Source organism: Rhizobium sp. RCC_161_2 (assembly GCF_041355235.1).
Taxonomy (GTDB): domain Bacteria; phylum Pseudomonadota; class Alphaproteobacteria; order Rhizobiales; family Rhizobiaceae; genus Rhizobium.
Genome location: NZ_JBFUPL010000006.1, coordinates 174,802 through 193,002, shown reverse-complemented (window position 1 = coordinate 193,002; position 18,201 = coordinate 174,802). Strand labels below are relative to the sequence as shown.

18 protein-coding genes, 1 pseudogene and 1 riboswitch are annotated in these 18,201 nt (G+C 59.5%); of the genes and pseudogenes, 7 read left to right on the top strand and 12 right to left on the bottom strand.

Going from position 1 to position 18,201, the window contains the following annotated elements:
* Nucleotides 1–113: 113 nt before the first annotated feature.
* The 3 genes from AB6803_RS17490 to AB6803_RS17480 all read right to left on the bottom strand — a co-directional run bounded on the left by AB6803_RS17490 (nt 114) and on the right by AB6803_RS17480 (nt 3,679).
* The gene (locus AB6803_RS17490) at nt 114–2,048 is read right to left on the bottom strand and encodes a methyl-accepting chemotaxis protein (RefSeq protein ID WP_371110079.1); all 1,935 of its coding nucleotides are present in this window, start codon (nt 2,046–2,048) and stop codon (nt 114–116) included.
* 429 nt (nt 2,049–2,477) lie between these two features.
* The gene (locus AB6803_RS17485; protein ID WP_371110078.1) at nt 2,478–2,687 is read right to left on the bottom strand and encodes a hypothetical protein; all 210 of its coding nucleotides are present in this window, start codon (nt 2,685–2,687) and stop codon (nt 2,478–2,480) included.
* Between the two features lie 200 nt (nt 2,688–2,887).
* The gene (locus AB6803_RS17480; protein ID WP_371110077.1) at nt 2,888–3,679 is read right to left on the bottom strand and encodes a phenylalanine 4-monooxygenase; all 792 of its coding nucleotides are present in this window, start codon (nt 3,677–3,679) and stop codon (nt 2,888–2,890) included.
* Between the two features lie 123 nt (nt 3,680–3,802).
* Between AB6803_RS17480 and AB6803_RS17475 the strand changes: the two genes are divergently transcribed.
* Nucleotides 3,803–4,264: an Lrp/AsnC family transcriptional regulator gene (locus AB6803_RS17475; RefSeq protein ID WP_371110076.1), complete on the top strand. Its 462-nt coding sequence runs from the start codon at nt 3,803–3,805 to the stop codon at nt 4,262–4,264.
* Between the two features lie 66 nt (nt 4,265–4,330).
* On the opposite strand, the gene AB6803_RS17470 is transcribed toward AB6803_RS17475, so the two are convergent.
* Both AB6803_RS17470 and AB6803_RS17465 read right to left on the bottom strand, forming a co-directional pair.
* Nucleotides 4,331–5,047 (bottom strand): cyclopropane-fatty-acyl-phospholipid synthase family protein, encoded by a 717-nt coding sequence (locus tag AB6803_RS17470; RefSeq protein ID WP_371110075.1) that lies wholly within the window; start codon nt 5,045–5,047, stop codon nt 4,331–4,333.
* 189 nt (nt 5,048–5,236) lie between these two features.
* A complete protein-coding gene (locus AB6803_RS17465) occupies nt 5,237–5,716 on the bottom strand; it encodes an Lrp/AsnC family transcriptional regulator (RefSeq protein ID WP_371110074.1) in 480 nt (159 codons plus the stop codon).
* A gap of 130 nt (nt 5,717–5,846) precedes the next feature.
* Here AB6803_RS17465 and hppD point away from each other — a divergent pair, with 130 nt between their 5' ends.
* From hppD to maiA, 4 genes are read left to right on the top strand one after another with little or no spacing between them, the layout of a single operon-like run.
* Nucleotides 5,847–6,956, top strand: a complete 1,110-nt coding sequence (gene hppD, locus AB6803_RS17460; protein ID WP_371110073.1) for a 4-hydroxyphenylpyruvate dioxygenase — start codon at nt 5,847–5,849, stop codon at nt 6,954–6,956.
* A 59-nt stretch (nt 6,957–7,015) separates the two neighbouring features.
* Nucleotides 7,016–8,377 (top strand): homogentisate 1,2-dioxygenase, encoded by a 1,362-nt coding sequence (hmgA, locus tag AB6803_RS17455; RefSeq protein WP_371110072.1) that lies wholly within the window; start codon nt 7,016–7,018, stop codon nt 8,375–8,377.
* Nucleotides 8,378–8,414: 37 nt separating this feature from the next.
* Nucleotides 8,415–9,440 (top strand): fumarylacetoacetate hydrolase family protein, encoded by a 1,026-nt coding sequence (locus tag AB6803_RS17450; protein WP_371110071.1) that lies wholly within the window; start codon nt 8,415–8,417, stop codon nt 9,438–9,440.
* Complete coding sequence (gene maiA, locus AB6803_RS17445) at nt 9,437–10,069, top strand: maleylacetoacetate isomerase (RefSeq protein WP_371110070.1); 633 nt, start codon at nt 9,437–9,439, stop codon at nt 10,067–10,069. The genes AB6803_RS17450 and maiA overlap by 4 nt, the downstream gene beginning before the upstream one ends.
* 36 nt (nt 10,070–10,105) lie before the next feature.
* Here maiA and AB6803_RS17440 read toward each other — a convergent pair whose 3' ends face one another.
* The 5 genes from AB6803_RS17440 to thiC are packed head-to-tail and all read right to left on the bottom strand — an operon-like array spanning nt 10,106 to nt 14,499.
* The gene (locus AB6803_RS17440; RefSeq protein WP_371110069.1) at nt 10,106–10,729 is read right to left on the bottom strand and encodes a thiamine phosphate synthase; all 624 of its coding nucleotides are present in this window, start codon (nt 10,727–10,729) and stop codon (nt 10,106–10,108) included.
* Nucleotides 10,726–11,499, bottom strand: coding sequence for a thiazole synthase (locus AB6803_RS17435; protein ID WP_371110068.1), 774 nt, complete (start codon nt 11,497–11,499; stop codon nt 10,726–10,728). The genes AB6803_RS17440 and AB6803_RS17435 overlap by 4 nt, the downstream gene beginning before the upstream one ends.
* 3 nt (nt 11,500–11,502) lie before the next feature.
* Nucleotides 11,503–11,700, bottom strand: a complete 198-nt coding sequence (gene thiS, locus AB6803_RS17430) for a sulfur carrier protein ThiS (RefSeq protein WP_371110067.1) — start codon at nt 11,698–11,700, stop codon at nt 11,503–11,505.
* The gene (gene thiO, locus AB6803_RS17425; protein WP_371110066.1) at nt 11,697–12,671 is read right to left on the bottom strand and encodes a glycine oxidase ThiO; all 975 of its coding nucleotides are present in this window, start codon (nt 12,669–12,671) and stop codon (nt 11,697–11,699) included. Before thiO ends, thiS begins: the two co-directional genes overlap by 4 nt.
* 1 nt (nt 12,672) lies before the next feature.
* The gene (gene thiC / locus AB6803_RS17420; protein WP_371110065.1) at nt 12,673–14,499 is read right to left on the bottom strand and encodes a phosphomethylpyrimidine synthase ThiC; all 1,827 of its coding nucleotides are present in this window, start codon (nt 14,497–14,499) and stop codon (nt 12,673–12,675) included.
* A 94-nt stretch (nt 14,500–14,593) separates the two neighbouring features.
* Nucleotides 14,594–14,725, bottom strand: a riboswitch (TPP riboswitch).
* Between the two features lie 65 nt (nt 14,726–14,790).
* Here thiC and AB6803_RS17415 point away from each other — a divergent pair.
* Nucleotides 14,791–14,982: pseudogene (locus tag AB6803_RS17415) on the top strand (2-hydroxyacid dehydrogenase); the annotation flags it as partial.
* A gap of 71 nt (nt 14,983–15,053) precedes the next feature.
* Here AB6803_RS17415 and AB6803_RS17410 read toward each other — a convergent pair.
* Together AB6803_RS17410 and AB6803_RS17405 are read right to left on the bottom strand one after the other, a co-directional pair.
* Nucleotides 15,054–15,953 (bottom strand): alpha/beta hydrolase family protein, encoded by a 900-nt coding sequence (locus AB6803_RS17410; protein ID WP_371110064.1) that lies wholly within the window; start codon nt 15,951–15,953, stop codon nt 15,054–15,056.
* 86 nt (nt 15,954–16,039) lie between these two features.
* Nucleotides 16,040–16,957 (bottom strand): LysR substrate-binding domain-containing protein, encoded by a 918-nt coding sequence (locus AB6803_RS17405; RefSeq protein WP_174053980.1) that lies wholly within the window; start codon nt 16,955–16,957, stop codon nt 16,040–16,042.
* A 325-nt stretch (nt 16,958–17,282) separates the two neighbouring features.
* Between AB6803_RS17405 and AB6803_RS17400 the strand changes: the two genes are divergently transcribed.
* Nucleotides 17,283–18,131, top strand: coding sequence for a transporter substrate-binding domain-containing protein (locus AB6803_RS17400; RefSeq protein ID WP_371110063.1), 849 nt, complete (start codon nt 17,283–17,285; stop codon nt 18,129–18,131).
* Nucleotides 18,132–18,201: the final 70 nt, after the last annotated feature.

The window sequence follows — 18,201 nt, the reverse complement described above, 5'->3', positions numbered from 1 at the left end:
ATTTCGGATCATAGCGGTAGAACCCTATGAGAACGGCCGATCGTGATGATCGGCCGCCTTAATTGTCACATTGAATTCACGCAAGTGCTTGCGCCTTGAGCATCGCGTACTCGTCAGAATTCTTCCCATGCACCGGCTGTTGCCGCAGCGCTGCCCGACCCCCCGAAGGCACCGGCAAGCTTGGCACGGAGCGATCGCGCCGGCGAGGCTGCCGGGGCCGACTGCTGGGTGGCCGCCGCCGGCCGCTGCTGGTTTCGGCCGTTTTGGAGGGTGAACTGGCCGAGCAGATTGTTCAGGGAAGCCACTTCCTTGGCGAGGCTGTGGCTGGCCGCGGTGGACTGCTCGACCATGGCGGCATTCTGCTGCGTTCCTTGATCGATGGTGTTGACCGCCGTATTGATCTCCTGAAGGCCGGTTGCCTGTTCGCGAGCGGCTTCGACGATCGCCCGCACATTATGGTCGATCTCCTCGACTTCCTTGACGATCTGCTGCAGCGAATCTCCGGTCTTTGTCACGAGGTCGACGCCGCTGTGAACCTGTTGTCCGGATGTCGAGATCAACGCCTTGATCTCCTTGGCCGCATGAGCCGAGCGCTGCGCCAGTTCACGCACCTCCTGGGCGACGACCGCAAAGCCCTTGCCCGCTTCGCCGGCACGGGCCGCCTCGACACCCGCATTCAGCGCCAGGAGGTTCGTCTGAAAGGCGATATCATCGATGACGCCGATGATGTTGCTGATTTCGCTCGATGACTTCGAGATTGTCTCCATTGCGGCAACCGCCTCGCGCATGACGTCGCCCGATTTTTGCGCGCCGATGCGGGCGCGGCCGACCAGCGAACCTGCTTCCTCTGCCCGCCGGGTGGAATCCTTGACGGTGGTTGTGATCTCTTCCAACGCGGCGGCGGTTTCCTCGATTGAAGCAGCCTGCTGTTCGGTCCGCTTGGAAAGGTCGTCGGATGCCGAGCGGATCTCGTTTGCGCCGGCCTCGATGGCCTGGGCATTGTCGCCGACGGCGCGCAGCGTATCCTGGAGCTTCGCCATCGAGGAATTGAAGTTGGCCCGGAGCTGATCGAGATGGGCAACGAAGGGTTTGTCGATGCGATAGGTCACGTTGCCGTTTGAAAGCTCGGCGAGGCCCGCGGCCAGTCCATCGACGGCAAACTGGGTGTCGGCCACATCCTTAGCCTTCTGCGCTTCGCGTTCCAGCCTTTCCTTTTCCGAGAGATTGCGGCCGGCATCGGCTTCTTGCTCCAGGCGGATGCGCTCGATTGCATTGTCGCGGAAGACCGACACGGCTGCGGCCATATGACCGACCTCATCCTGGCGCTCGATACCGGACACGGCTTCCTCGGTCTCGCCCTTGGCCAGCGACGCCATGCGGGCGCGCAGCCGCTCGATCGGCGATGTGATGCCACGGGCAGAGACCAGGAGGGCAACTAGGATTGCCGCGGCAAAGATGATGCCGAGCACAACTAAGGTATAGGTGATGGTATGGACCGTTTGCTCGCTAAGTCTTTTACTTTCGGCAGCAATGCTCTTGTTCAAGGCGTCGAGCCAGCTGCGAACCGTCTGCATCTCCTTGTCGATAAGGGGGTCTGCCTGCTTCAACAGACGGTTAGCCGTATCATTGTCGTCAACCAAACCAGCCTTCACGGCCTGATCAGTCAGTACAATGATATTGTTGGCCTGAACCGTGAGTGCGTCGATCGCCGTCGCCTCAGCGGGCATGAGACGCTTGGCATTTGCCAGCCGCTCGAGAAGGACCTTTTTGTTGTCGTCATAGTCCTTGGTAATTTTTGCTATTTCCGGGTCTTTTGAGCTGTAGACCAGGATTTGATAGGCATTATAGCTGAGCGCAGTCACCCGCTGACTTGCACGCGACATCTCCACGGCGGCGGTTTCGTCATTCGAAATAAAATCGGAATAGGTTGCGACGGTATCCTTGTATTGGCTCGAAACAACGAGGACACCCGCGATCCCGATCAGGCAGATCGGGATGATGATGGAAAGGACTTTGGTTCTGATCTTGGCGTTCTGCAGGAATGACATGGCTTGGCTCGCGCGTGATGAAAAGCAGGCAATGTTCTGCGATTGGGGGGTGATCGCACGCGTTAGCGACTGCCTGCCTCGGGGTCGGGGAGACATTACAGAGAGGGAGCGTCCTGCTCTTCGCCGAAGGCGCTGCATCAATAAAATATTATGCCAGCCTGACGAAATTATTAACGCTAATCAATATTACGGCCATCTAATAATGTAACCGTCAAAGTATTTATAAAATACAAACCCGGCGTTATCAGAAGTTTATAATCGCTCGGGCCTTTCAATTTCTACGGATGTGCTTTTCAATCATGTTGATTGCCGCTCATAGTACGGCAACGAGGCCCTGCAATAATGATGGGACGCAGTCGCCTGCCCAGCAGACTGCGGGTTGCGACGGTGGATCGTGAGGAGCTTACCGCTCGCAATCGACGCGATAGATTACCGGGTATTTTTCGCCAGCTGCCACTCCCCCTCGGCATCCATTTCCACACGTTTGTTGCCGCGGTAGAAGATCGGTTTTCCTGTGTTCTTGTCCATGGAAAACCGGCTGGGTGAAAATTTCGCTTTCTCACGTCCCTGCAAAGCGAGCGCAAGCGCTTCCTTGAATTTTCCGTCTTTGCAAAGAGCAATGAAATCGTCTTCGTTCATCGAACATACCTGATTGACGCTACAGCGCCCCGCGTCGCATCTGACGCGCAAAGGTCGCTGTGGCATTTTAAATCTGATGGTTTCTTTAACCAGAAAACCGCTCCTTGTCTTCGACAACCATTGGCTCAGGAACAGTTTTTCACCTTGAGCATCTATTGCTCCACGTTCGAGGAGCGGCCAAGGGTTGGCCGATCTTCGGCTCAGGAGGCCTTGGCTTCGAACGCTGGCGGGAAATCGCCCAACGACTTTGCCTTGAGGATCAGGCTCTCGATATCCTGCTCGACGATCGCCTCAAGGTCGGCGAAGCTGTCGATGACATAGTAGATCGGCTGGACGATATCGATCCGGTAAGGCGTTCTGAGAACATCCAGCAGATCGAACGGCCGGAACTCACAGGCTTTGCCTTCCATGGCGGCCTTGGCCTCGCTTGGCGATGAGACGATGCCCGCGCCGAAGCAGCGCCGGCCCTCCGGCGTGTTGATCAGGCCGAATTCGACGGTGAACCAGAAGATGCGGAACAGATGCCAGGAATAGCCCTTGCCGAGGCGGACGGCGGTCTCGCCGAAATGCCGTACGAAATTGGCATAGCTCTGGTGGGTCAGCAGCGGGCAGTGGCCGAAGACCTCATGAAACAGATCCGGCTCCTCGATATAGTCGATATGCTCGCGGCGGCGCAGGAAGGTTGCCAGCGGAAACTTGCCCTGCGACAGGAGTTCGTAGAAGCGCGAGGGAGGAATGAGCGCCGGCACGCCTTCGACGCCGAAGCCGGTGGTGTCGTTCAGGCGTCGGTTGACGTCGAGGAGCTGGGGGACCTTGTCCGGCTTCAGCCCCAGGGTTTTGACGCCATCAAGATATTCGCGGCAGGCCATGTTGGCCAGAAGCTTCAACTGGCGCTCGTAGAGTTCGCCCCAGATCGCATCCTCCTCGGCGGTGTAGGCATACAGGCCATCCGGGCCGGGCAATTTGGCGGTGTAGCTGCTTTCCTTGACCATAGCTCGATCCTCCCAGATACCGCGATATTCTTGCAATTATGCTCCGGATTTGGAGGATTTTCTTTTCTTTCCTGCTGGATATTGGCATGCTGATGGCAAATATTCTCGGATCTGGTGCGGAAAATGAAAGAACCTGGGAATTTTCACCGTAAGCTTCTGCAGCTGATTCAGGCCGATGGCAGCCTCTCGCTGGCGGATCTGGCGGAAAAAGCCGGAATGTCGCAAAGCTCGGCCTGGCGAAAGATCCAGGAGCTGGAAGCGGATGGAGTCGTGCGCAAGCGCGTGACGCTGCTCGATCCCGGAAAACTCGATCTCAAGCTTTGCGTGATCGCGCATGTGACGCTCGAGGATCACCATGAAGAGGCGGTCGCGTCTTTCGCCTCGGTGGTGCTGGAACGGCCGGAAATCATGGAGTGCTACGCGCTGTCGGGCGCCTTCGATTATATGCTGAAGATCCGGGCGAGGGACGTGGAAAGCTACGAGGCCTTCATGACCCGCTATCTAATGCGCAACCCGCATGTGCGCACGGTCGTCTCGAGCTTCGTGCTGCGCGAGCTGAAATTCTCGACCGAGCTGCCGCTCTAGCGCTCTTCAAAAAAAATAGCTGGCTAATATTTTAAAGCCGCAGGCCATGCCAGCTCCGCGGCATACCTAGCCCGTCACTCGGCGGATGTGGATGCTATGAACCTTTGCCTTTTCCTGGGCGACAAACTCAGTCAGTACCGCTGGAATTTCCACGTCCGCACTGTGTCTTGCGAGGACGCTGAAGTGCTTTGGAAGGCAGCTCTCGATACGATCGACTATCTTTTCATAATCGACGATCAGCAACTCCCATCCGACCATGAGATCGAACAGTTCGGGATCGGCGATCACATGTGCGTTCTCGCAGAACCAGTAGGACGAAATCGCCAGATCGGGCAGGTAGCCGATCCTCGCTGGAAGGCTTCGCTGCTCGAACGCAAACCGTCCCGGAAGCCGAGCAGCCGACATGAGCTGCCTGCCCAGGGAAAGCTGGCTTTCCGATGCATCCAATCCATGAAGTTCAAGGTCGGGATTGCCGGCGAGATAGGCAAAGACAAGACTGAATGCGCCCGAACCGCAGCCGAGATCGCAGACTCTTCGATATCTGTGGATCGCGGTTCCGAGATTGAGGAGCGCCTGCAGGCACTTCAGTGAATTGCGTATTCCGAATGCGCGGGTAAACGCGTCTGCAGAGCGGCTATAATCGAATATCTCGATTTGGCGCCGGCTTTTGACAGTATTGAGCAGAGCAATGGAATCGGTGGTCGGGTGATACAGGTGATGACATCCAAGCAGGACTTTTGCGAATTCTTCGAGATGTCGTGTTTGTCCTTCGACGCATTCCATATAAATTTTTCCTCGAAAAGGCAGTGTATTTTTAAAGGATGATTGGAACGCGAGCATGCGCCGAAAAGCAAGCTCTCCGTTCGGATTGCGCTCAATGGAATGAGTGCGGCCAAATCAGCCGTCGCCCGCTTTAAAACCTGCTTCGTTTGATCCGCATCTTTGGCGCTCCTGGAAAATCAAAGCGCCATGTCAGCCATGTGGCATGAGCACGGGGAATCCTTCAAAGGTTTTGAGGGTGTCGAGAACAATCGACGTCTTTACGTGCTGCACGGACTCGTGGGGCAGCAGGACATCGTTGACGAATCTCGAGAGGTCGGCGAGCCCGCGGGTCGCTACCTTCAGATGATAGTCCATTTCACCGGTCAGCGCATAGGCTTCGAGGACTTCCGGCAGTCCGCTGATTAGCTGGGAAAATCGTTGAGCATTGTCTCTGTTGTGGGTCGCAAGCGTCACCGAAATGACCACCAGCATATCCAGGCCTAGCTTCTGCCTATCCAGATTGGCCTGATAGCCCTGGATATAGCCTTCAACCTCCAGTCTGGTCCGTCGACGCGAGCATTGCGAGGGTGAAAGTGCGATCCGCTCGCCCAATTCGTTGTTCGTCAACCTGCCGTCCTTCTGCAGCTCCTGGAGCAGGCGTAAGTCGAACTTATCGAGCTGTTCATCCATTGCGCGAAATCCCTTAAATCCTCACGATCCGTGCATAAAATCCTCTCTACCCATAAAGAATGCAAGCACATTGCACGCATTTTGGATCACACTTTGCGCAGTCGAAATACAAATTTCTCTGGAGGAGAAAATGGGCCCTTTCCCGCATGATGCGCCGCCGCCGGAAATCAGCGCTGACAATCCAGCCGGTACCGACGGCTTCGAATTCGTTGAATTCGCCCATCCGGAGCCTGAGAAGCTGCGCGAGCTCTTCACGCGCATGGGCTATGTTCCGGTCGCCAGGCACAAGACGAAGGACATCACCGTCTGGCGGCAGGGCGATATCAACTATATCCTGAATGCCGAAGCGGGAAGCCATGCCGCCCGTTTCGTTGGAGAGCACGGTCCCGCCGCCCCGTCAATGGCCTGGCGCGTTGTCGATGCCAAACATGCCTTTGATCATGCGGTGTCAAAAGGTGCCGTTCCCTATGAGGGGGACGACAAGGCGCTCGATGTCCCGGCGATCGTCGGTATTGGCGGTTCGTTGCTCTATTTCATCGAGACCTATGGTGAAAAGGGGTCGGCTTACGCCGCCGAGTTCGACTGGCTGGGCGAGCGCGACCCGCGTCCCGAAGGGGTCGGCTTCTATTATCTCGACCATCTGACCCACAACGTCTTCCGCGGCAACATGGACAAGTGGTGGGCTTTTTACCGTGAACTGTTCAACTTCAAGCAGATCCACTTCTTCGATATCGACGGGCGCATCACCGGTCTGGTGAGTCGCGCCATCACCTCGCCCTGCGGCAAGATCCGCATTCCGCTGAATGAATCGAAGGACGACACAAGCCAGATCGAGGAATTCCTGAAGAAGTACAAGGGCGAGGGCATCCAGCACATCGCGGTCGGAACGGAAGACATCTACGGGGGCACCGACAGGCTCGCCGCCAATGGGCTGCGCTTCATGCCCGGCCCTCCGGAAACCTATTACGATATGTCCTATGCACGCGTGAACGGCCATGACGAACCCATCGCGCGCATGAAGAAACATGGTATCCTCATCGATGGCGAAGGTGTGGTGAATGGCGGCATGACGAAGATCCTGCTGCAGATCTTCTCAAAAACCGTCATTGGCCCGATCTTCTTCGAATTCATCCAGCGCAAGGGCGACGAGGGTTTTGGCGAAGGCAATTTCCGCGCCCTTTTCGAGTCGATCGAGGCGGATCAGATCAAACGTGGCGTGATCGGTACTGCGGCCGAGTGATCTCTAGGCGATCCTGCGCCTGCGTGGGATCGCCCTCAGTTTTCGGGAGGAATTGAGCGATGGACCAGACAATGACCCAGGCTTCGGACAAAGAGGCCTCGGTGGTGGATAAGCTGCAATATATGCCCGGATTCGGCAACGACTTTGAAACGGAAACGCTTCCGGGCGCCTTGCCGCAGGGCCAGAACAGTCCGCAGAAATGCAACTACGGTCTTTATGCCGAACAGCTTTCCGGCTCGCCCTTCACCGCTCCCCGAGGGACGAACGAACGATCCTGGCTCTATCGTATTCGCCCGAGCGTGCGCCATACCCGTCGCTTTTCGAATGCCTCCTATCCGCTCTGGAAATCCGCGCCCTGTCTGGACGACCATTCGCTTCCCCTTGGCCAGCTTCGCTGGGGTCCCGTGCCGGCGCCGGAGGAAAAGCTGACCTTTCTTGAGGGCGTGCGGACGATGACGGCCGCGGGCGATGTCCTGACGCAGACCGGGATGGCCGCCCATGTCTATGTCTTCAACGAGGACATGGTGGATGATTATGCCTTCAACGCCGACGGCGAACTCCTGATCGTCCCGCAGGTCGGCGCTATCCGCGTGTTCACCGAAATGGGCATCATGGATGTCGAGCCTTTGGAGATAGTTCTCATCCCCCGGGGCATGATGTTCAAGGTGCTGCGCAAAGGCGACGAGAAGGTCTGGCGCGGCTATATCTGCGAGAATTACGGCGCGAAATTCACGTTGCCGGATCGTGGGCCGATCGGTGCGAACTGCTTGGCAAATCCGCGCGACTTCAAGACGCCGGTCGCCGCATACGAGGACAAGGAAACGCCTTGTCGCGTGCATGTGAAGTGGTGCGGAAAGTTCTACGTCACGGACATCGGCCACTCGCCTCTCGATGTGGTCGCCTGGCATGGCAACTACGCGCCCTTCAAATACGACCTGCGGACATTTTCCCCCGTCGGAGCGATCCTGTTCGATCACCCTGATCCGTCGATTTTCACCGTGCTGACCGCGCCGACCGAAAGTGCGGGCACGGCGAACGTCGATTTCGTGATCTTTCCGCCGCGCTGGCTGGTCGCCGAGCATACCTTCCGCCCGCCCTGGTATCACCGCAACATCATGAGCGAATTCATGGGCCTGATCCATGGTCAGTATGATGCCAAGGAGGAAGGCTTCGTGCCGGGCGGGATCAGCCTGCACAACATGATGCTTCCCCATGGGCCGGACGCTTCAGGCTTCGAAAAGGCATCCACTTCCGAACTCAAGCCTGTGAAGCTGGATCACACCATGGCCTTCATGTTCGAGACCCGCTACCCGCAGCAGGTGACAAAATACGCCGCGGAGCTCGAAACGCTCCAGGACAATTATCTGGAATGCTGGGACGGGTTGGAACGCAGGTTCGACGGGACACCTGGCATCAAGTGAAGACCGGCCATTCATCCTCCGACACTGGGACCAGGACATGAAGCTCGCGACATTGAAAGATTCCACACGGGATGGCCGGCTCGTCGTCGTCTCCCGCGACCTTACCCGCTGCTCCGAGGTCGGTCATATCGCCCGCACCCTGCAGGCAGCCCTTGACGACTGGGAGCATGTGGCGCCGCGACTGGCGCTGATTGCCGAAGGGATCGAGACCGGTGCCCAGCCAACGATCCGGTTCCACGAGCACGACGCCACCTCGCCCTTGCCACGGGCCTATCAGTGGGCCGACGGCTCGGCCTATGTCAATCATGTCGAGCTGGTGCGCAAGGCGCGCAATGCCGAGATGCCGGCGAGCTTCTGGGTCGACCCGCTGATGTACCAAGGCGGCTCGGACAGCTTTCTCGCACCGCGCGATCCGATCGTCGCGGCCGACGAGGCCTATGGGATCGACATGGAAGGCGAAATCGCCGTCATTGTTGGCGATGTGGCCATGGGCTCCAATCCTGAAGTTGCTCGGTGTGCCATCCGGCTGGTGATGCTTGTCAACGACGTCTCCCTGCGAGGTCTGATAGCCGAAGAACTGGCAAAGGGATTCGGCTTCTTCCAGTCGAAGCCCGCATCGGCTTTTTCTCCGGTGGCGGTGACGCCGGACGAGCTTGGAGAGGCCTGGGATGGCGGCAAGCTGCATCTGCCGCTGCTCGTGAGCCTGAACGGCAGGGCCTTCGGCAAGGCGAATGCCGGCGTCGATATGACATTCGATTTCGGCCAGCTGATCGCCCATGCCGCCAGGACCCGCGATCTGGTGACAGGCACGATCATCGGTTCGGGAACGGTGTCCAACAAGCTGGACGGAGGGCCGGGCAAGCCGATCGAGGGTGGAGGAGATGGCTATTCCTGCATCGCCGAGATCAGAATGATCGAGACCATCGAAAGCGGATCGCCGAGAACTTCATTCCTGAAATTCGGCGATCAGGTCCGCATCGAGATGAAGGATCGGTACGGGCATTCGATCTTCGGGGCCATCGAGCAGACTGTCGAGCGGTATGATGCGGACGGCTCGCGATGAACAAAATCGTCCTCTACGACTATTGGCGTTCGTCCGCGAGCTATCGCGTCCGTATTGCGCTCAAGATGCTCGGGATTGACTACGGGACGGTGCCGATCAACCTGTTGGAGGGCGAACACAAGAAGCCGGCCTATCTTGCGCTGAATCCGCAGGGTCTGGTGCCGACATTGGTGATCGACGGGAGGACGCTGACGCAGTCGCTTTCGATCATCGAATATCTAGCCGAGCTGCAACCGGAGAGCGGATTGCTGCCATCGAATATGGCGGGTCGGCAACAGGTTCGAGCGCTCGCCTATGCGATCGCCATGGACATCCATCCCATATGCAACATGCATGTCGTGGCAGAGGTCATGACCCTGACGGGCAAGGCTGAGGCCCGCGAGGAATGGATGAAGCACTTCATCTCGGATGGGCTGCGTAAACTGGAAGCCATGCTCAACGATGGCGATGGTGTCTTCAGCTTTGGCGATCACCCGACGATGGCTGACCTTTGTCTTGTTCCACAAGTCTACAATGCTCGCCGCTGGGGCGTGGACCTGACCGATTTCGGGCGCATCGCCGGTATCGACGGCAAATGCGCGGAACTGCCGGCGTTTCAGGCGGCACATCCCGATCGCGTGAAACCGTAATGGCCGACCGGACCAGGGGGAGTGTGAAGAGCAGCTTCACACGGCGTCGTCATTCATCCTGACTTGATTGGTTGCGGCGATCCATTCCATGGTTCGCGCCTCAGGATCGGCGTTCAGCGTGATGTCCGTCACGACAGCGGCGCTGTCGGCGCCGTTCTCGAACACGCCCGCAATGCGATCCAGGTTCAAACCGCCGATGGCGACGAGCGGCAGTCCTCCGATCCGGTCCTTCCATTCGCGCAGACGGTCGAGGCCCTGTGGCGCCCATGGCATTTTCTTGAGGATGGTCGGATAGACCGGGCCGAGCGCGATATAGTCCGGGCTGGCGGCAAGGGCTGTCGCCAGTTCTGCCTCGTCATGCGTCGAAAGCCCGAGCTTCAGGCCCGCCGAGTGGATAGCCCTGAGATCAGCGACGGCCAGGTCTTCCTGTCCGAGATGGATGAAGTCGCATCCTTCTTCGATGGCAAGCTGCCAGTAGTCATTGATGATGAGCTGGCATTGATGCGCCGCGCAGATCGCCTTAGCCCTTTGGATTTCGGCGCGTATCTCCGGCGGCGTGCGATCCTTGATGCGGAGCTGTACCAGCTTGACGCCGAGCGGAACCAGCCGGGCGATCCAGTCGGCGCTGTCGACGATGAGGTAGAAGGGGTCGAGCCTCATGCGAAGACCGCCTTTCCGATCACCGGCGTCGATGGCACTGCCATGTCGCGCGGCTCCAGCATGCCGGCGCCAAAGGCCTGCCAGCCCGCATCGATCGCCTTGGCAAAGGCGCCGGCCATGGCGGCTGGGTCGCCGGCGCCGGCAACGGCGGTGTTCAAGAGCACCGCATCGAAGCCGAGCTCCATGACCGTCGTCGCATGCGACGGCCGGCCGATGCCGGCATCGACGATCAGCGGCACATCAGGGAAATGCGCCCGCATCGCCCGAAGAGCAGACAGATTGAGCGGCCCGGCGGCGCTGCCGATCGGCGCGCACCAGGGCATCAGGACCTTGCAACCCGCGTCCAGCAGCCTTTCGGCCACCACCAGATCGTCGGTCGTATAGGGAAACACCTCGAAGCCCTCGCTGGCGAGAATGCGCGCTGCCTCCACGAGCCCGAAGACATCCGGTTGTAGCGTGTCGTGATTGCCGATCACTTCGAGCTTGATCCAGTTGGTCTGGAACACCTCGCGGGCCATTTTGGCCGTCAGCACGGCTTCGGAAACCCCATGGCAGCCGGCGGTATTGGGAAGGACTCGGACGCCGAGTGCGCGGATCATCTCGAAGAACGCGCCGCCATTGCGCCCGCCGGCGGTCTCGCGGCGCAAAGACACGGTTACGATCTCCGTTGCCGATTGTCTGACGGCCTCGGCGAGAATGGCGGGAGAGGGGTAGCGGGCGGTGCCCAATAGAAGGCGCGACGCGACTTCGGTTCCATAGAGAACAAGCATGGGTCAGCCTCCTTGCATCGGGGTCAGAATTTCGATCCTGTCATTGTCATTGAGGGCGCGGTCGGCGCGATCCTCGCGATGAACGAGTTCGCCGTTGACGGCGGTCGCAAGCCAGTCGCCCTCATAGTCCAGCGTAGCCAGCAGCTCGGAAAGCGTCGTGACAGTGATAGTCTGGGGCTCGCCATTGACGATCAGTCTCATGGGGAATGCGCTCCTATGATGGTTCGGGAAAAGACAAGATCAGCGGCCTCAGCGGCCATGGCCGGTGCCAGCAAAAAACCGTGGCGATAGAGACCATTGAGGATGACTGCGTCTCCCTCTCGCCTGACGCGCGGAAAATTATCGGGGAAGGCTGGGCGGATACCGGCGCCGGTCTCAATGACGGCGGCATCCGCAAAAGCCGGGTGCAGGGCATAGGCGGCGTTCAGCAATTCCATCAATGAACGCGCCGCGATTGGCCCGTCGAACTTGGTCTCGATCATCGTTGCGCCGACCATGAAAAGGCCGTTGCCGCGAGGCACGATATAGACGGGAATGCGTGGGTGCAGCAGCCGGACAGGCCTGATGAGTTCGACCTCATCGGTCCGAAGGTAGAGCATTTCGCCTCGCACGCCTCGCAATTCGCGGGTCTGTCCGATGCGTGCTCTGCCCGTGCAGTCGACAATATCGTCGAAATCCTGTCCGCCTGCAGTCTCGCTGACGAAGGTGACGCCTTGCCTGCCGAGCTTTTCTTGCAGTGCGCTCAACACCCGCCGCGGATCGAGATGAGCTTCGCGGGGAAAGAACAGGCCCTGCCGGAAGCGTCCGGTAAGCGCCGGTTCCAGTGTGGAAATCGCGTCTTCCTCCAGCCATTCATAACCCGTCGTGCGGCCGGCGAAGCGCTTCAGCTCACCATGATCGCGCGCCGGTGCGACCACCAGCGTTCCGTTGCGGACGATGTGTCCCGGGAGGATAGCATCCCAGCGCTCACTGGCGTCGAGGCCGCGTGAGAGCACGGCTTCCTCGGCGCTTTCACGTTCGCACCAGGGCGCGAGCATCCCGCCCGCGAGCCAGGATGCGGCGCGACCGAATCCCGGGCACGGATCGAAGACGCTCACCTCCGCACCACGCGCGCGGAGTTCATGTGCGACCGTGAGGCCGGCGACGCCGGCCCCTTTGACAAGGACGCGCATCTCAGCCGGCCGAGGGCTCGACAGCATCGACCGGCATATAGAGATCGCCACCCTCGCGGTATTTTGCCGCCATCGCCTCCAGACCTTCCTTCTGTGCCTCGGCGCGGATGTCGTGCGAAATCCGCATCGAGCAGAATTTCGGGCCGCACATGGAGCAGAAATGCGCGACCTTGTGTGCCTCTTTCGGCAGCGTCTCGTCGTGGAAGCTGCGCGCGGTTTCCGGGTCCAGCGAGAGGTTGAACTGATCCTCCCAGCGGAATTCGAAGCGGGCGCGCGACAGCGCGTCGTCGCGCAATTGCGCGGCCGGATGCCCCTTGGCGAGATCGGCGGCGTGGGCGGCGATCTTGTAGGTGATGACGCCGGTCTTGACGTCGTTGCGATCCGGAAGACCCAGATGTTCCTTCGGCGTGACGTAGCAGAGCATCGCCGTGCCGAACCAGCCGATCATCGCCGCACCAATGCCGGAGGTGATGTGGTCGTAGCCGGGTGCGATATCGGTCGTGAGCGGCCCGAGCGTATAGAAGGGCGCCTCGCCGCAGACCTTGAGCTGCTTATCCATGTTTTCCTTGATCTTGTGCATCGGCACATGGCCGGGGCCTTCGATCATCACCTGGCAATCCTTGGCCCAGGCGATCTTCGTCAACTCGCCAAGCGTTTCCAGCTCGGCAAACTGGGCCGCATCATTGGCGTCGGCGATCGAGCCGGGGCGCAGGCCGTCGCCAAGCGAGAAGGAGACGTCATAGGCGCGGCAGATATCGCAGATCTCTTCGAAATGCTCGTAGAGGAAGCTCTCGCGGTGATGATGGAGACACCACTTGGCCATGATCGAACCGCCGCGCGAGACGATGCCGGTGACGCGGTTGACGGTGAGCGGGATGTAGTGGAGCCGCACGCCGGCATGGATGGTGAAATAGTCGACGCCCTGTTCGGCCTGCTCGATCAGCGTATCGCGATAGACCTCCCAGGTCAGGTTCTCGGCAATGCCCTCAACCTTCTCCAGCGCCTGGTAAAGCGGCACGGTGCCGATCGGCAGCGGTGAGTTGCGGATGATCCATTCGCGGATATTGTGGATGTTGCGGCCGGTCGAAAGGTCCATGACGGTATCGGCGCCCCAACGTGCCGCCCAGACCATTTTCTCGACCTCTTCGGCCATCGACGAGGTGACGGCCGAATTGCCGATATTGGCGTTGATCTTGACCAGAAAATTCCGGCCGATGATCATCGGCTCGGCTTCTGGGTGATTGATGTTGGCCGGGATGATCGCACGTCCCGCCGCCACTTCCTGGCGGACGAATTCCGCCGTCACATGGTCCGGAATATGGGCGCCGAAGCTCTCGCCGTCGCGGACCATGGCCTCTGCTTGCGCCCTGCGGCCGAGGTTTTCGCGGATGGCGATAAATTCCATCTCGGGCGTGATGATGCCGGCGCGCGCATAGGCGAGCTGGGTGACGGCCTTGCCGTCCTTTGCCCGCAGCGGCTGGCGTAGCGTGGGAAATTCGGGCGTCAGCCTGTCGCCGCTGGCAAAGCCATTGTCTTCCGGGCGGACATGGCGGCCCTGATAGGCCTCGACGTCGCCACGGGCGAGTACCCAATCACGACGGAGTTCGGCAAGACCCTGCTCGATACGGATATCGGCGCCCTCGATCGTATAAGGGCCGGAGGAATCATAGACGATGACCGGCGGCTCGCCCGAGGTCGGGTGGAGGCTGATTTCGCGCATCGGTACGCGGATGTCGGGGTGGATGTCTCCGGGAATGTAGATCTTCCGGGATGCCGGCAAGGGGCCGGTGGTGACTGTCGGGGTTACATTCTTTGCGGCGATATTCATGGTTTGAGGCTCCAAGTTGCGATTGGAGACCCAGTCCTCAGCCGGAATGATGAAAAGACGCCGGCCAAGGATTCCACGCGTGAATCCATAAGCCTTTCGAGCGCTTGCACCGTCCCTACGCCAGTATGAACTGGATCAGGTTCAACGGGTCACTGCGCCACAATCGGCAAAGCCGAGTTGTCCAGCAGTATCTCAGCCCCTTGCCGGGACCCCCCTGGTGAATGTCGTGAAGGCTATGCTCTCGGTTCGGGTGATGTCAACCCCACAGGTGAAGCAATGAGACCGAAGCATGGCCGCGAGGCGCTTGATGTCTTCGAGGACGAACCCCGTGTGCCGGAGGAGCTGTTCGACGTGGACAACGTGCTTCTTGCACCGCACCTCGGCAGCGCCACACACGAGACCCGGCGGGCAATGGCCGATCTGGTGCTTGCCAATCTCGACGCCCATTTCGCCGGCATACCGCTGCCGACAGCTGTCGTCTGAAGAGCTGAAGCTGGATCTTAATGGAGAAAAGATGAGCGGACGCAACGCCGCTCATTTGATCTGTGACCTTATCAGGGATTGAATTTCTTCAGCCATTCCAGCGTTGCAGGAACCAGGTGGCTGTCGATCGTCTGCGGCCCGGTAAAGGCGTTGAAGACGTGATCCATGTCGAAAACGTCCAGACGCTCCTCGCCATCATGATAGTCGAGGAGGACCTGGCCGGATGCCGGCTGAGGCGTGACGGTCGTATCCTTGCTGCCGACAATGACTTGCAGCGGGCCGGGGTAATGCGCAATCGCCGCGATTGGGCTGGTGGTCGGCATTTCCTTGAAGAAGGACGCCTTCAGTGTGGTATCGACGCCCCAGGGCAACCTAGCGGTGATCTCCGTGTCCGGCGGGCTGGTCAATCCTTTCGCGACATTCTCTGCACCGAGGAGGTTGCCGTAGGTATAAAGCGGCGTCACCACCGGCGCCCATAAGGTCACCGATTTGACCTCCGGTCGCGCCCTGGCCACATGAGCGCCAACGAGGCCGCCCTGGCTCCATCCGAGGATAGATATCCTGGAGCCGTCGACCTTGTCGCTGGCCGTCAGCCAGTCCACCGCCGCAATGCCATCCTTGATCTGGCCGGAGAAGGTGGTGTCCGCCCATTTGCCGTCGCTCTCCCCGGATCCGCGGAAGTCGATCCTCAGGCTCGCATAACCGCTTTCGGCAAGAAGCCGGGCGCTGCGGGAAAAGACCCCGTCCTTGGTGTCCTTGATTGGCAGTTCGTCGCGCGAGCCACTAAAGCCGTGGAACATGACAACGACGGGTGCTTTGGGGTTGCTATCGATCGTCGCTAGAGTGCCGATCACCTTTTGCCCGTCGACGCTAAAGGAAACCTTCGTCTCGGCGGCGGACGCGAAACTGGAGATGGCCGCCACGGCCAGGCACACGAGCCCAAATTTGCTCGCCTTCGTCATTCCAAACATATTAAATCCTCAACGGCCACGGTGTTGCAAATACCGATGAAGACTAGAGAAAAAGGCAGTGCGGTCAAGGACAGGCCGGGGTGTTGTTACGCCGCAGTCCCACCCGTCACTTGGCGGCTTTTCCGGCTCTCATGCAGCAGCCAGTCGCGGAATGCGATGACGCTGTGTTTTTGCGACTTGCGCTCCGAATAGACGGCCCAATAGGATTCGCTGGAGCGAACGGGCTTTCCGAGAGGCAAATGCAATTCGCCGCTTTCCAGTTCCCGCTCGACATATTGCACCGGCACGACCGCGAGGCCGAGACCGCTGACGGCAGCGTTGATGAGCATTTCGCTATGGGCAAAGCGGACCCCCTGGATGGCGCCGCTGTAGCTCAGATTGGCGGCCCGCAGCCAGTTGAGCCAGAGGCTCGGCCTGCTGGCATTCTGAAGCGTGGGAAACCGGGCGAAATCGAGCCAGTCGAGCTTCGTCGTCGCCGGGATCAGCTTCGGGGAGGCGACGACGGCAAGCTCCTCTGGAAACAGCAAGGAGGCGCGCGCATTCCGCCAGGAGCCCACCCCTCGCAGGATGGCGATATCGATCCGGCTGTGGTCGAAATCCAGCTTGGGATCGACCAGCATGATCTCGATCGGCATATCGGGATTTCCCTGTACAAAGCCTTCGAGCCGCGGTGCGAGCCACCGCGCGGCAAGCGTGGGATAGGCGCCGATCATCAGCGATGCATCGGCCTTGCGCCCGCGCACGACGTCGATGGAAACCTCCTCCAGCTTGTTGAGCGTCTGTTCGATCTCCTGGAAATATTTGGCGCCGGGATCGGTCAGCACGAGCCTCGATCCGGAGCGCTCGAACAGCCGGACGCCGAGATAGCGTTCGAGATTCTGGATATGGCGGCTGATGCCGCTTTGCGTCATCGCAAGCTCCTCCCCCGCCTTCGTAAAGCTCATGTGGCGAGCAGCAGCTTCGAATGCTTGCAGGGCCGGTAATGAAGGAAGGAAGCGACGCATGAAGTCCCTATTATGTCTTCGGCATGACAAATACTCATGACGAACCGAGTTTTCAAGTTTTGTGTTTTCACGCGCGGCAGGCCATTAATCGGGCAATTGTAACAGGTGCGCGAAAAATAGACGCCCGCAAAGGAACGAGAAACTTGCAAGCCCGCTTTTGCGACGGCGAAGCTCACACGACAGGCGTCGGATGCGTTGCAAAACGCGCCTCTTCGATCGTCGGACAAGAGCTTCAAACCGAGCTTTAGGCATCGGAGCGCGGGAGCTGATCCTTCCTATTGCAAACAAGCACTCCATCAATCATCAAACAAAAAGGGGAATGAACATGATGAAACGCAGAGATTTCGCAGGCCTCATCGGGGTCGCCGCGACCGGTGCCGCAGCGGTGGCATTGTCCACGCCCGCCCTGGCGCAGACGGCGCCGAATGAATCGACGTTCGACCGGATCCGCAATAGCAAGAAGCTGCGCGTCGCCGGCATCGTCGGGACCGAGCCCTATTACCACAAGGACATCGCGACTGGCGAATGGTCCGGCTTCTGCATGAGCATGGCGCGCGATCTCGCCAAGTCGATGGAAGCGGAAGTCGAGATCAGCGAGACGACCTGGGGCAACGCGGTGCTGGATCTGCAGTCGAAGAAGATCGACATCATGTTCGGCCTAAGCCCCACGCCCAGCCGGGCGCTGGTTGTCGAATTCACCCGCCCAATCATGCAGAACACTTTTACCGTCATCGCCAAGCCCGGTCTGGAGCCGAAGACCTGGGACGAGCTGAACAAGCCGGAGATCCGCGTCGCTGTCGATATCGGCTCGACCCATGACCTTTTTGCGCGCCGCGTCCTGCCGCAGGCGACACTGGTCGCGCTGAAGACGGCCGACGAGGCGACGCTTTCGGTTCAAGCAGGTCACGCCGACCTGGTGATTCAGGTCGCCATGCTATCGCTCGTGACGATCAAGAAGATCCCAAATCTCGGCAAGATCTTCGTTCCGACACCGACCATCCGCCAGCCGACCTGCGCCGGCGTTCGTGTCGAGGACAGCGCCCGTTTTCGCACCTTCGTCGACAACTGGCTGGAGTATAACCGCTCCTCCGGCGTGGTCACGAGCTGGATCACCTCCAGCCTTGAACTGGTCGGCGTGCAGAAGCAGGAAATTCCCGCCGAGATTCAATTCTGACGTGGGCAATCGGGCCGTGCGGCAACGCCCGGCCCGGACGCACGCTCGGTGCTTCCTGGTAAAAAGGTTG

Bases quoted from the DNA above. Each gene is read 5' to 3' on its own strand.
- maiA (WP_371110070.1), top strand. From the start codon at position 9,437: ATGAACAAAATCGTCCTCTACGACTATTGGCGTTCGTCCGCGAGCTAT.
- thiO (WP_371110066.1), bottom strand. From the start codon at position 12,671: ATGCGCGTCCTTGTCAAAGGGGCCGGCGTCGCCGGCCTCACGGTCGCA.
- AB6803_RS17405 (WP_174053980.1), bottom strand. From the start codon at position 16,957: ATGCGTCGCTTCCTTCCTTCATTACCGGCCCTGCAAGCATTCGAAGCT.
- hmgA (WP_371110072.1), top strand. From the start codon at position 7,016: ATGGACCAGACAATGACCCAGGCTTCGGACAAAGAGGCCTCGGTGGTG.
- AB6803_RS17490 (WP_371110079.1), bottom strand. From the start codon at position 2,048: ATGTCATTCCTGCAGAACGCCAAGATCAGAACCAAAGTCCTTTCCATC.
- AB6803_RS17440 (WP_371110069.1), bottom strand. From the start codon at position 10,729: ATGAGGCTCGACCCCTTCTACCTCATCGTCGACAGCGCCGACTGGATC.
- AB6803_RS17400 (WP_371110063.1), top strand. From the start codon at position 17,283: ATGATGAAACGCAGAGATTTCGCAGGCCTCATCGGGGTCGCCGCGACC.
- thiS (WP_371110067.1), bottom strand. From the start codon at position 11,700: ATGAGACTGATCGTCAATGGCGAGCCCCAGACTATCACTGTCACGACG.
- thiC (WP_371110065.1), bottom strand. From the start codon at position 14,499: ATGAATATCGCCGCAAAGAATGTAACCCCGACAGTCACCACCGGCCCC.
- AB6803_RS17435 (WP_371110068.1), bottom strand. From the start codon at position 11,499: ATGCTTGTTCTCTATGGAACCGAAGTCGCGTCGCGCCTTCTATTGGGC.
- AB6803_RS17480 (WP_371110077.1), bottom strand. From the start codon at position 3,679: ATGGTCAAGGAAAGCAGCTACACCGCCAAATTGCCCGGCCCGGATGGC.
- hppD (WP_371110073.1), top strand. From the start codon at position 5,847: ATGGGCCCTTTCCCGCATGATGCGCCGCCGCCGGAAATCAGCGCTGAC.
- AB6803_RS17470 (WP_371110075.1), bottom strand. From the start codon at position 5,047: ATGGAATGCGTCGAAGGACAAACACGACATCTCGAAGAATTCGCAAAA.
- AB6803_RS17465 (WP_371110074.1), bottom strand. From the start codon at position 5,716: ATGGATGAACAGCTCGATAAGTTCGACTTACGCCTGCTCCAGGAGCTG.
- AB6803_RS17450 (WP_371110071.1), top strand. From the start codon at position 8,415: ATGAAGCTCGCGACATTGAAAGATTCCACACGGGATGGCCGGCTCGTC.
- AB6803_RS17410 (WP_371110064.1), bottom strand. From the start codon at position 15,953: ATGTTTGGAATGACGAAGGCGAGCAAATTTGGGCTCGTGTGCCTGGCC.
- AB6803_RS17475 (WP_371110076.1), top strand. From the start codon at position 3,803: ATGAAAGAACCTGGGAATTTTCACCGTAAGCTTCTGCAGCTGATTCAG.
- AB6803_RS17485 (WP_371110078.1), bottom strand. From the start codon at position 2,687: ATGAACGAAGACGATTTCATTGCTCTTTGCAAAGACGGAAAATTCAAG.